9 protein-coding genes are annotated in these 13,275 nt (G+C 48.6%); 4 read left to right on the top strand and 5 right to left on the bottom strand.

The window, feature by feature from the left end:
- Positions 1-7 precede the first annotated feature (7 nt).
- The 4 genes from AC0VZ8_RS16465 to AC0VZ8_RS16450 form a co-directional block, all read right to left on the bottom strand.
- On the bottom strand, positions 8-979 hold the full coding sequence (locus AC0VZ8_RS16465; protein ID WP_071220970.1) for an ABC transporter permease: 972 nt from the start codon (positions 977-979) through the stop codon (positions 8-10).
- 513 nt (positions 980-1,492) lie between these two features.
- Positions 1,493-3,811 (bottom strand): helix-turn-helix domain-containing protein, encoded by a 2,319-nt coding sequence (locus AC0VZ8_RS16460; protein ID WP_475487578.1) that lies wholly within the window; start codon positions 3,809-3,811, stop codon positions 1,493-1,495.
- A 338-nt stretch (positions 3,812-4,149) separates the two neighbouring features.
- Positions 4,150-5,841 (bottom strand): dihydroxy-acid dehydratase, encoded by a 1,692-nt coding sequence (ilvD, locus tag AC0VZ8_RS16455; protein ID WP_475487577.1) that lies wholly within the window; start codon positions 5,839-5,841, stop codon positions 4,150-4,152.
- Between the two features lie 19 nt (positions 5,842-5,860).
- On the bottom strand, positions 5,861-6,526 hold the full coding sequence (locus AC0VZ8_RS16450) for a GntR family transcriptional regulator (RefSeq protein WP_260067239.1): 666 nt from the start codon (positions 6,524-6,526) through the stop codon (positions 5,861-5,863).
- A gap of 232 nt (positions 6,527-6,758) precedes the next feature.
- On the opposite strand from AC0VZ8_RS16450, the gene AC0VZ8_RS16445 reads away from it, so the two are divergent.
- Genes AC0VZ8_RS16445 through AC0VZ8_RS16430 form a run of 4 tightly spaced genes read left to right on the top strand, consistent with a single transcriptional unit; the run spans position 6,759 to position 10,968 of the window.
- Positions 6,759-8,393: a spore germination protein gene (locus AC0VZ8_RS16445; RefSeq protein ID WP_071220967.1), complete on the top strand. Its 1,635-nt coding sequence runs from the start codon at positions 6,759-6,761 to the stop codon at positions 8,391-8,393.
- Between the two features lie 2 nt (positions 8,394-8,395).
- Positions 8,396-9,490, top strand: a complete 1,095-nt coding sequence (locus tag AC0VZ8_RS16440) for a GerAB/ArcD/ProY family transporter (protein WP_475487576.1) — start codon at positions 8,396-8,398, stop codon at positions 9,488-9,490.
- On the top strand, positions 9,487-9,696 hold the full coding sequence (locus AC0VZ8_RS16435; protein WP_071220965.1) for a CLC_0170 family protein: 210 nt from the start codon (positions 9,487-9,489) through the stop codon (positions 9,694-9,696). The genes AC0VZ8_RS16440 and AC0VZ8_RS16435 overlap by 4 nt, the downstream gene beginning before the upstream one ends.
- 33 nt (positions 9,697-9,729) lie before the next feature.
- Positions 9,730-10,968: a Ger(x)C family spore germination protein gene (locus tag AC0VZ8_RS16430; protein ID WP_475487575.1), complete on the top strand. Its 1,239-nt coding sequence runs from the start codon at positions 9,730-9,732 to the stop codon at positions 10,966-10,968.
- Positions 10,969-10,998: 30 nt separating this feature from the next.
- Here the strand turns inward: AC0VZ8_RS16430 and AC0VZ8_RS16425 are convergent, their stop codons facing one another.
- Complete coding sequence (locus AC0VZ8_RS16425) at positions 10,999-13,233, bottom strand: chondroitinase-B domain-containing protein (protein WP_475487574.1); 2,235 nt, start codon at positions 13,231-13,233, stop codon at positions 10,999-11,001.
- Positions 13,234-13,275: the final 42 nt, after the last annotated feature.

Below are 13,275 nucleotides of genomic sequence, written 5' to 3'. Positions count from 1 at the left end.
CATCCTCCTAGTACACCCCTTCTTCCCCGAATCGCTTGGCCATCCAGTTTGAACCGAGAACCAGAATCAATCCGACAAAGGATTTAAACAATCCGACGGCTGCGCTGTAACTGTACTGTGCCTGCGTCATCCCTTTGGTGTATACATACGTATCGAATACTTCACTCACTTCCCGGTTTGTCGGCGTGATCATCAGGAAGATTTGCTCGAAGCCCGAGTCCAGGAAGTTGCCTAAACGAAGAATAAGCAAAATGATGATCGTGCTGCGGATGGCCGGCAGCGTGATATGCCACAGCTGGCGCCAGCGTCCGGCTCCGTCGATCCGTGCGGCTTCATACTGCTGCAGGTCTACCCCTGCAAGGGCGGCAAGAAAGATCACCGTTCCCCAGCCTACTTCCTTCCAGATAGACTGGGACACAATCATCGTCCGAAACCAGTCCTTCTCCAGCAGGAAAGCGATTTTCTCACCCGTTATCTGATAAATGATTTCATTAAGAATGCCGTTCTCGGTCGTAAACAAGATATAGAAAATACCTACGACGACAACCCAAGATACAAAATGCGGGATGTAAATCAAGGTTTGCACAAACCTTTTGAAGCGTTCCCGCCTCAGCTCATTCAGCATGAGTGCCAGTATAATCGGCAGCGGAAAGAAAAAGATCAAATTATATAACGCTAAAATGATGGTGTTTCGAAAAAGCATCCAAAACTGCGGTTCGCTGAAAAAGCGCTCAAAATGCTTGAATCCGACCCACGGGCTGCCGAAGAATCCGGTATGCGGCTTGTAATCCTGAAAAGCCATCGTCACCCCGTACATCGGCACGTATTTAAAAATGATAAAATACAGCACGCCTGGCAGCAGCATCAGATACATCCACCTGTCCCTGACCAGATCCCTTAGTAAGAGCTTTCGTTTCTCCAGGCGCAGTTCCCTCTTTACTTGCGGGCCGACTGTTGCCGGAGCTTGATTTGTTTTCATAGCACCTCTCCTAAAAATTTTGTGAGCGTTACTTCCTGAATGAGCTTCGAACAAAACTCACTTTGGAAGCATGGGTATTGCCTGTTTGAACATCGTCCTTGTTGGTTGTATGCGTTTTCATGGATTAATTATCCGTCACCATCCTCGTGTCCGGCTATACTCCGTTCATGACTTCACACACCAGCCCTCGGTAAATGCCTTTTCAGCAAGGATTGCAGGATTTCACCAATTTCCCTGCATGTGCCGTATTCCACCTTCTGTATGCCGCATATGACATACAGATAGGAGAAGGATCTTCGCCCTCTACATAAGCCATGCAATAAATGGTCCCGAATCTGTATTTTTAATGGCACCGTACGGGCGTTCTTTTTCGTGCAAAAAAGCTGCTCCACCGCAGAACATTCTACGGGTGGAACAGCTCCATTAAGTTCTTGTTATGGTGGCTTACTCAAAATTGAGCCATCATGCAGCCGGGTATGTCTTCATCTTCGAATCGACCTGCTCATTCTCAAGCTAGCCTTCTTCACTATGCTGCTCCCGGTACTGGCCGGGAGTTACCCCAAATGTCCGACGGAAGGTACGAATGAAGGCGCTGATATTCGTGTAGCTCACTTTCTGGCCGATTTCCGAGACCTTCAGCTCGGTCGTGGCCAGCAGATTTTTGGCTATATTCATTCGGTACTCGCTTAAGTATTCACTAAAGGACACACCCATCTCTTTCTTGAATACCCGGCTGATATAAGCCGGATTAAAATTCATGACCGCCGCGCAGTATTCGAGTGAAATGTCTTTATCATACTGCTCTTGCACGATCTCCACGATTCGGCGGGTAATGCTTACGAATTGCTTATCCGCCATGTCCTCCAGAATCCCGATCACAGGTTTAAACAATTTGGAGTGGAACCAGCTCGCAACTTCGCTTCGTGTCTGCAGCCTGAACAGAAGCTTCAGCTCCTCTTCGCCATTCCATAATTGCTGCATCGACAGTCCCTGCTCCTGGGCTATGCTTACGGTCCTTGACGCGAGCTGCAGCAGCAATAAATGATGCTCTTGATAAAGCCCGTCCTTGCACAGCAATTCATCCAAATAACGCTGAAACTGCTGCTCCACCTTCTCAAGCTGCCGTTCTTCAAGGGCAAGCATCATCTGTTCTTCAATCAGTCTTAATTTCGTGTATACCATCTTCTCTGCACTTCCTTGATCCACAATATCGGCATAGCGTACGATGATATTCGATCCGAGAATAAATCGTAATTTGAGTGCCTGGCTGCTTTCTTTATAGGCGCGCTTCGCATTGGACAACCGTTTGAAAGGAAGGCTGATGCCGATGCTGCATTCGAGCCCGAGGTATTCCTGAACCTTGATTTTGATGTGCTGAGCGGTCTCATAGAACAAAGCTTGCCCGGCTTCGGCATCCTCTTCTTTACAGGTCAGCAGCGTCACCTGGGAATGATTCAGCACGATGGGACTGAAGCGGGCCTCTTCCGGCAGGGTTTCCGAGACGATATTGCTTACCGCAAACAGAAGAAGCTCCCGGTCCTGTTCCTGGAACCGCGACTGCTGAAGGTTATCCAGCTCAAGCTGCAGCACCCCGAGGCTTCCCCAGCCCGTTGGAAACCCGTAGCGTTCGGAAGCGTACTTGTCATCGGCTCCGGACATTTGCTCAGTAAACAGCTTCAGGACATAGAACTCTCGCAGATGGACCGTTTGGGATTTCATCTGTTTGTCCAGCTCGTTTCTGGAAACGGCAAGGGAGGTCAGGCTCTCCCGAATGAACTCAAACTCATCTTTGCGGCTGTCATCGGCCTGCTGTGGCTGAACGTTCGTCGCGAACTCATGGAGTCTGCGGATTGGAGAATACATCCTCCGGCTGCCAAACCAAGAAGCAATCAGCACGGTCACAATAATCCCGAAACAGGCGGCGGCGGTAATCAGCGCAATGTTTCCTGTCTGGTCCGTTACTTTATCCAGGGATACGACGGATACATAAGTCCACCCGTTATATTCCGATTTGGCATACAGCACGCTCACCTTTTTACCTTCGCTCTCCGCATGGAATGCACCTTGGAGCTGATCGGACTGCTGAATCCTTGCCGAAATCTCTCCGTTGATCGAACGGTAAGCCTCACGATCCTGAACTGGCGACAGGAATGCATCTCCCTGCTCGTTCAGGATATACTGAGCGGCCCGCAAATTGACGGGCTCCAGCATACTCCGGATATCTTTGGCGGTGATTTGCAGAATCAGAATACCCGTCGGCGACGCATTCTTCGACAGCAGCGGTATTTTATGCACCAGCCGAAGGGTTGTTGCCGTTTGTTCGGCGCTGTTCCAATGATCCGTCTCCACCGGATTCGCGGTTTGCGAGATTTCTCCCGAGCCCGCTGCCCAGAATATGCTTTCATTGGTATCCAGATACCGCTCGAACTCGGTTTTGTTCAATCCCTCCAGAGGTTTGAGGGAATTTAAATCCACGACCCATTCATGCTTCAGATTAACGACATACACCTGATTTAATATGGTCTGCGTCTGCAGGTTAAACATTTCCTTCATCAGTTCCCGGACCTTAATAAAGTCCTGTCCGCTTAACTTGCTGTCCATCACAGACTTCAGCAGCGAAGAGTTCTCAAACTGCAGGGCGGTTCTTTGCATGGAATCGAGCACCTGCTCGACCCTCATCCGGGTCTGGTTCAACAGATGCATATTACCCTCGTTTACCTTCTCCTCCACATCTTTGGCGGCAATAAAATAAGAGAAAAATCCGATAAGAATCGTCGGGAAGGATCCCAGCAGTAAACTGTAAATGAGTATTTTGGATTTGAATGTTCCCAATATCGTCTGCTCCTTCTTGGTATTAGATGTAAAGAACAGGACTAACAGGACATTATAAATCGATATGTACGCTTCCAATGATAACGCTTGCAAAAATAATGATTTAAAAATCATACCATACCCTGGCCATAATTTTTAGTCTCCACATGCTTATTTGCCAGCATTTTGATCTATTTATGTCAAAAGCACTTACTTGTGTTTATTCAATTTAGAGAAATCCAAAAAGTTTATTGCTGATAAAATTGCGAATACGCCTGGTTCACTCATATGCAAACAAGCTCTTGCGAATTGGCAAGAGCTTGTTTGCAATAGCCCATCATTCAGGCTGGAACATGATCTTATTCCGCTGAGTCGGTGACCGCACCTTTAGATGCTGAGGACACTAATCGTGCATATTTGTATAATACGCCTGTGGAAACCTTGAGTGGCGGCTGCTGCCATGCTTGTGCCCGTGCAGCGAAATCTGCATCCGATACGTCGAAGTTCATTTCTTGCGTTTCACTGTCGATGGTGATCATATCCCCATTCCTCAGCAGCGCGATCGGCCCTCCTACCTGTGCTTCTGGCGATACGTGGCCAACTACGAACCCATGCGATCCTCCCGAGAACCTGCCGTCCGTAATCAGCGCAACCTCCCCACCGAGACCTTTGCCTACAATGAGAGCCGTTACCGACAGCATCTCCGGCATACCCGGTCCGCCTTTTGGACCGCAATAACGAATAACTACCACATCACCCTTGCGGATTTCATCTTTCAAGATCGCTTCGGTTGCATCCTCCTCGCTGTCATACACCTTGGCCGGTCCGACAAAACGCAGGTTCTTCATACCCGACATTTTGGCAACCGCACCTTCAGGTGCGAGGTTACCTCTTAGCACAACCAATGGCCCATTTGGCTTCAACGGCTTATCGATTGGGTGAATGATTTCCTGGCTGTCCAATAACGGTGCAACCTCCGCCAGATTCTCTGCCAAGGTTTTGCCTGTAACCGTCAGGCAATCCCCATGCAGAAGCCCCTCGGCGAGCAATAATTTCATGACGCCCGGTATGCCGCCCACTTCGTTTAAGTCCTGCATGGCATGTCGTCCGCTTGGCTTGAGGTCTGCGAGGTGGGGAACGCGCAAACGGATTCGCTCGAAATCGTCTAACGTCAAATCAACACCAACCGAATGAGCAATGGCAAGCAGATGCAGGAACGCGTTAGTTGAACCGCCCAAAGCCATGACAACCGTTATCGCATTCTCAAATGCCTTTTTGGTCATGATGTCCCTGGGATAGATATCATGTTCCAGCAGCGATATGACCTGCCTTCCAGCTGCTGCACATTCCGCTGCCTTGTCAGGTGAAATAGCCGGTGTGGAAGATGACCCGGGCAGGCTCATCCCCATGGCTTCTGCCGCAGCGGCCATCGTATTGGCTGTGTACATGCCACCACAGGAGCCCGGTCCCGGGCAGACGCTGCACTCAACCTTATGGAGCTGCTCGTCTGACATTTTTCCATCGTGATATTGCCCGACCGCTTCAAAAGCCGTAACGATATCCACGTTCTTGCCTTCGAGTTTCCCGGGTTGGATGGTACCCCCGTAAACATAAACAGCAGGAATATTCATCCTTCCGATCGCCATCAGGCATGCGGGCGTATTCTTGTCACAACCTCCGATCGCCACGAGGCCATCGAATCGCTCGGCCCCTGTCACGATCTCAATCGAATCCGCGATGGCTTCACGGCTGGGCAGGGAGAACAGCATACCGCCATGTCCCATCGAAATGCCATCCGAAACCGTGATCGTGTTAAAAATAAGCGGGGCGCCGCCATGGTTGCGTACCCCTTGCTTGGCCTCTAAGGCTAACTTGTCTATATGCATATTGCACGGAGTGACTTCACTCCAAGTGCTGGCTACGCCAATCATCGGTTTCTTGAAATCCTCATCTGTAAAACCAACAGCCCTCAGCATCGCTCTGTTCGGTACCCGATTGACACCCTCACTGATTACTTTACTGCGAATACGCAAGTCTTTTTTGTTTGTCATCCTTCCCTCTCCTGTCTTTTTAGAGTAATCCATGCAGTTCCTGCATGGGACGCATGAAATTTTGTTTCATCATCGCCTGTGCCCGATTACTGTCCTTCTGCTCGAAAGCACTGATAATCGATGCATGCTCATCGACCGAAGCTTGTGTAGCAGCGATCGGTTGTTTTAGGAACACGTATTTAAACCGTCGGATATGCATTTGAAGAGAAGCGCTATATGCAGCGACATAAGGATTATCGGAGAGTTCCACAATGAAGTTATGAAACTGCTCATCCAACTCCATAGCTTGATAGACTTGCCCGCTTTTCATGACATTCTCAAAATCCAGATTAATCGCTCGCAATTGCTGGATCTGCTCCGGAACAATAATGGTAGCGGCCACTTCGGCAGCTAATGCTTGAAGAGCAGCCATGGTCGAATACATCTTAAAGATATCTTCCCTCTCGATGGCCGTAACTTTTGTTTCTTTTCCAGGATGCGTGGACACGAGTCCTTGTACTTCGAGCAGTTGAAAAGCTTCCCGGATGGGCGTTCGGCTTACGCCAAGAGACTCCGCCAATTCAGCGTCGAGCAATTTTTCTCCGGGCTGCAACGTGCCATCGATAATCCACCGTTGAATTTGGGAGAATGCTCTTTCCTTTGCGGTCATCCGTACGGGAGAGACAAAATTCTTAGGTACTGGCATAGTTTATCATCCTTACTATTCATGTTTGTTATATGCAATATATCGTATACATATATGAAATACAATACATATTTTTGCTGTTGATCAATTCCCACAAATATTATCTTCTCGGCAACGTACTCCTAACAAACGATTTAGTTTGCTCCCATTGATAAAAATAACAACCAGAGGAAATACTTAAGCAAAATATCCAAATGCTGTGACCCGTTGAATCAGGAGAGGTGTTTGTACAATGTCATTTTCCACATGGGCGGGTTCGAACCAGCCCAACAATAGCAATAATATTTCTGCCAATCCGAATGGGAAGAACTCAGAGGATATGGACATATCGGTGAATCTGGAAGAAACCTTATCCGAAATCAAGCAAGTTCTGGGTGATAGTGACGATTTTATGGTATATGGATTCCAAGTGTTCGGGCAGCATCCGGCTGTATTGTTATATTTCTCCGATATGACGGATCATGCCGTCATCAATAACACGATTTTAAAGCCCCTTAAATATGGGCCGCGCCATATCGACGTTCATAACCTCCCGCACGATGCGTTAATGGAAACCATAATGAAAGATACGCTTTATCATAGCGAGGGTTTTTCGGAAAGGAAAATTTCCGTTATTACCGACAACCTGCTAAGGGGACAATCCGTTGTAGCCATTGAAGGACTGGACGAGGCAATTATCATTGACACACGGCAGATCACGCAGCGCGCTATTGAGCAGCCGGCGACGGAGCAGGTCATTCGCGGGGCCAGAGAGGGATTTATAGAGTCCCTGGGAACGAATATTTCTCTGCTTCGCTATCGGCTGCAAACACCGGATTTTCGAGTGAAATCCATGGAGATCGGAACGAAGACCAAATCCAAAGTTGCCATTTGTTACATGGACGGCATAACTAATCCCGGCATCATAAAAGAAGTTCAAAAACGGCTGGATGCCATTGAAATCGACGCCGTTCTGGATTCAGGTTATTTGGAACAATTCATCGAAGATAACCATTGGTCTCCGTTTCCGCAAATCCAGTATACGGAGCGGCCCGACAAAGTCGTGGCGAATCTGCTGGAAGGGAGAATCGCAATTCTGGTTGACGGCTCCCCTCTTGCCTTAATCGCACCTACGGTGTTCAGCCAGTTCTATCAGACCGTTGAAGATTATACCGAACGCTTCGTCCTGATGAGTGCGATTCGAATGTCCCGTCTGGTTGCTCTAGTATTTTCATTGGTTTTTCCCTCGCTGTATGTGGCGATTATTTCGTTTAATCCGGAGCTGATCCCTACAGAATTTGCGGTCGCCGTTGCCGGCGGACGTGCCGGCGTTCCCTTCCCAGCCGTGATTGAAGTGCTTGTCATTGAAATCTCGATGGAGGTTTTAAGGGAAGCGACCATACGCTTGCCACAACAGGTCGGCGGAGCTTTATCCATTGTCGGCGTGCTCGTCATCGGGCAAGCTGCGGTAGCGGCCGGGTTCGCGAGCCCGATAACCGTTGTTATTATCGCTTTAACGACCATTGGCTCTTTTGCAACCCCGGCCTATAATGCGGCTCTGGCTCTTCGACTGCTTCGTTTTCCGCTGATCATTTTAGCCGGTATCTTCGGTCTATACGGCGTCATGGTTGGCATCATTTTGATCACCAATCATTTATTGTCACTTAAATCGTTCGGTGTCCCGTACTTAAGTCCATTTGTGCCAGGCAACTTCCAAGGCATGCGGGATCTCCTGACCCGTGGGCCGTTGTGGAAAATGAAGAACCGGCCTTCCTTCCTCCATCCGATGAACAAAACAAGATTGGGTGATCAAATGAAGGAACAGGTGGATCATTCTTCATCCCATATCATGGATCCCGTCCAACCTAACGACGAGAAAGGGCGTTAACGATGAGAGAACAGCGCCAAATCACTGTCTTGCAGGCTTCCGCCGTTACGATCAGCACCATCGTTGGAGTAGGCGTTCTTGCACTTCCGTTAGCTGCGGTGAAGGCAGCGGATGCAGGAGCTCCGCTCGTCACTTTTTTGGGAATGCTGCTAGCGTTTGTCGGACTTTTTTTCATGACCCGGCTTGGCATGCGGTTTCCGAGTGACTCTTACATCGAGTATAGCGAGGTTATCATCGGCAAATGGCTCGGGAGAATCGGAAGCCTCATATCGATTGCTTTCTTTGCTGTCTTAAGCTCTCTTGTTGCAAGAGAATTCGGAGAGGTCGTTGTCACAGCCGTATTGAAAAACACGCCGCTCGAGGTCACTGTACTGGTCATGCTGCTCCTGGCTGCTTTTTCTTCACGCCGAAATATCATGACCTTTGCTTATATTCACCTATTCTATAGCCCCTTTATCCTAATTCCTGCGCTGTTGATCGTTGCCCTGTCGTTAAAAAACGCGGACATGATTAATGTTCTCCCAGTGTTAGGGAACGAAATTCGAGGAATTCCGGCAGGCATCATTACATTGTCCACCATGTTCCAGGGATACTTCATTATGATGATGGTCATCCCTGCCATGTGCAAACCGGAAAGAGCGATGCGGTCCAGCATATGGGCAATGCTGATTACCGGTGTGCTCTATATATTAATCGTCACGGCAACGGTTAGCGTGTTTGGGGCGGAAGAGACAAAGAAGCTGTTATGGCCGACGCTGGAGCTGGCAAAAGCAACTTCATTACCTGCCAATGTACTGGAACGTTTGGATGCGGTCTTTCTTGCCGTCTGGGTAACCGCTGTCTTTACATCCTTGTTCTCTTGCTACTACTTTACGATTTACTCGATAAGCAAGTTATTCCGATTAGCTGATCACGGGATGATGTCCTTCTTCATCCTGCCCATCCTGTTCGTTTTGGCCATGCTGCCCCAAAGCTTGGTTCAATTGAATGAAGTGAACAGCTTGATATCCAAATTCGGTCTGCTGATAACCATCGTATATCCTGGCGTGCTGCTTATCATCGCCATGCTGCGTAAAAAAAGAGGTGCGTCCAAATGATCGGAAATCTTTACAGCGGTTATTTGGATGTCGCTATCTTGATCTGGGTGTTGTCCGGCATGTTCAATCTGCTCATCGATAAAAATAAGTATGAACAATCGAACATGACCAAGGAAATGAAGGTATCTCGTATACTGGGCTGGATTCATATCGTGATCGGAACTGCGTTGTTTCTAAGTGTCATACTTGTTAAAGCTCTGGTGTGAGTGAGCATTATCACCAAGTTTAGGAGGATTTCAATGAGAAAAAGAGTAAGCGTTAACCTAAGCGTAAAATTCATGATTATCCTTCTTCTATCCTGCTCACTCCTGACAGGCTGCTGGGATCGGATGGAAATTGAAGAACGCGCTGTCGTTCTAGGAATATCAATTGATACGGCTGACAAAGACGCTGAGGCACGAGAGGATGAAATATCTCATCTACGCGGGAAATACCCTGCGCCTAAACAGGAATTAATCCAACTATCCGTTCAAATTGCTCTTCCCGGGAGAATACCACTCGGGCCAGGGGAAGGCGGCGGTTCGGGAGAAGGCGAGCAGGAAACGGTCTGGGTGCTTGATGTTGTAGGACACACCGTCGACGACGCCATGATGAATTTACAGCAGCAAATATCAGGCAAATTGTTTTTTGGCCATCTGCGCGTCATTGTCGTATCAGAAGAGTTTGCCAGAAAAGGATTACAAAATTTGAACGACTATCTTCATCGCAACGCAGAAGTTCGCCGAATGGCCTGGTTGATGGTGTCAAAAGGGAATGCCAAAAATCATATGCAGGCAGCACCCAAATTGGAGCGTGTCCCGGCGCTGTATCTAGCATCCACATTGGACGATGCCGTCAAACAAGGCAAATTTCCAAGTAACTACGTTGGGACGTTCTGGAGCAATTCTTCAAAGAAAGGCCAGGAAGGATTTCTGCCTTATATTAAAATCATGAAGGGGGAAAACGTAGAAATCAGCGGAATGGCTTTTTTTAAAGGGGCCAAAATGGTAGGCGTGACAAAACCGTTTGAGATTGCCGGTTACTTGGTCATCAAGGGAATTAGTCCCGCAGGATACCGCGGAATTATTCATATTGGGAACGATTCACAAGTCGTAACGATCCATGCGACGAACCGGGAATCGGAAATTAAAGTCGATATCAAGAACGGATTTCCCCATTTTACGATTACGGCGATGACAGAGGTTAATGTCGAAGAGAAAAACACAGATACCATCCCGATCAACAGCACGAAAATTCTGGAGGAAATTGCACGCGAGAATGAACATTCCGTTAAACAATTATTAATCGGGTTAATCCAAAAGACGCAAAAAAAAGAATCCGATATATTCGGATTCGGCGAATTGGTAAGAGCCAAAAAACCATCGTATTGGAAAAGCCATGTTAAATCTGCGGAGCAATGGGGCAAAATCTATAAAAACGTAACCTTTGATTACCGTGTGACGTCCAAAGTTCGAAGAATCGGGATGAAGGCAGAATGATGCTGACGTTTGTCGTAAGAATACTCACCTTCATTTCATCCAAGCATCCGGGCCTACATCATGGACGGAAAGCGGGGGATTGGCCCGCTGCTTGCCTGGAGCATACTCATCTGCACCCACGTCCGGGATATACCGAAGCTGTCCATCCATGTCAATCTCTGCAATGAATGGAGTTAGGGCAGCGTCAACGGCCGGGCTATAGACGGATAAGCGGATGAGGCCGTCCATACTGCGCACCAAATGGAGATCTTGTTTGGTCATCTCTCTGTCCACGATGGGATTGTTCGAGATCGGTGCGTTCCCCGAGAGCATATTTCCCTTGTACACAGCCCGTTCCTGGTCGGGTGCTTGGATCACCGCATCGGTTTCATGAAACATGGTGCCTGCATGGCTAAATATCAGATTGTTATAAATCTTTGTCCCAACAGGCTGATAGGTTCTGCCGCCCAGATTGAAAGTTGTTGTTTGATTGCCGACATTCACGATGGTATTATTGTAGATTTGAACATTATACTGCCGCCAATGTCCACGCAGAAGTTCCGTTCTTTGTTCAGCCGGCAGATCGCCAAGCCTTGCAGTTTGCTCCTGGTTTCCACCCCAACGAACGATTGGATTCGTGCTGCCTTCCGGTCCGCCGTCATGTGTTCCGCCATCAAGACGAATCACTTTGTCCGTAAGGCCTTCCATGTAATTGTTATAGATTTTGTGATCATTGCCGTAGATCCGGAACCCGCTGCTGCCGGGTGTCACTCCATCCCCGATCAGATGGTTACCGTAGAAGCTGTTACGGTTTCCATGCCGAGACACAATCCCGCCGTATGAATGACGAATCGTGTTGTTCCGAATGATATTGTCGCTGCTCTTCACCGATATCACTTCATCTTCACCGTTAAAGCCGTCAAATAAATTGTACTGAACCGTAATATAACCGGATGCGAGCGAGGTACTGGAAAGCCCGAGCCTGATGGCTTCCAATCCGTTGGTTACCCGGGGACCAATGTCGTGAAAATAGTTATACTCGATGACGTCGTATTGCGATATATGCTGTCCGCTATGCCCTTCGCCATCATAAATCAGGACTGCGCCAAAACCTTTCTTCGGTCCAATATCATTATAAGCGATCCGGTTATGGCTGCTCGTACCTTCAACACGGATGTAATGTCTGTGCGTGCCATTATCCGTCATGAGTTTCGGATCTTCAAATGGCGTTAACCCCTTATACACTTCTCCGTTCGGATTATACCGCTCTTCACTGTACCGGCAGCTGTCCTCCACATTGAGCAGGCACCATACATATCGGTTTTGAGCTTTAAATCGGTAGGGCTGACCCGTTTCATCCAAGGCAAAGGTGTTGCCCAAAATAGAAATTCGGCTGGAGCTTTCCAGCTGAACCCCTGGATGAACTCCGGTGAGCGCCCGCTGTGCCAAACCCCGGTCCATCAAGGTCTGTTTTCCATTCTCATCGCCGATCCCGTTCCGGAACGTGAGTCCGCTGACCTCAACATAACTTGAATTTTCGATGTGCATGTAGCTGTTCCCGCTAATAATTGCCTTCCCGGACTTCCCGGTAATCCGAATCGGATAGACGGCAGAGCCGTGTTTATCCTTCACAACAAACGGACCGTTCTGCTCATAGGTCCCATCCTTCAGTTCAATCAGCGTACCAGCCACAGCCTGATCCAGCGCTTGCTGCAATTGTTCCGCCGTGCTGACCGAGACGCGCTTCATCTCCGGAGGCTTTACATCTTCCTCCTTCACTTCGCCAGCGTTTGGTGGAAGCGGTGGTTGCGGCTCTTCCGGTGATTCACCCGGCACTTTCCCTGCGTAAAGCTCTACTTCCATGATACTGTTCCAGTTTCCCGAGCTGCCGCTGGCATTATTGCCATATCCGATCAACCTCAAATACCTTGCCTTCACCGTAGGCTGTAATACATATGTTTGCATGACGCTATCTTCCGGTTTCAGCTGCCGGCTGAACTGTCGTTCAAAAACAACGGTGCTGGATTGGAAATCTTCAGTATTCGAAGCTAATATCTCAAAGCTGGACTGACGCTCTCTAGCATTCAGAAACGCAATGTTCACATAAGTAACGGTTTGTTCCGTGCCTAGATCAAACTGCAGCCATTGACCTTGACCCGATGCGGACCAGCGGCTTTGCTGGCTCTCCGCGTCCTCGCCCCATACCCCATCCAATACATTTCCAGGTACATAGTTCGTGCCCGGTTGGTGGCTGCTTGCCGTTACCGTGCTCTCGATTCGGTTCATGCTGCTCCCTCCTGCATCACTTGATGCCCCTTGGGCTTCTAA

This window comes from Paenibacillus sp. QJM3NY_38, assembly GCF_056173265.1.
Note: the sequence above shows the minus strand (reverse complement) of the source record. Positions and strands in the feature narration are given on the sequence as shown.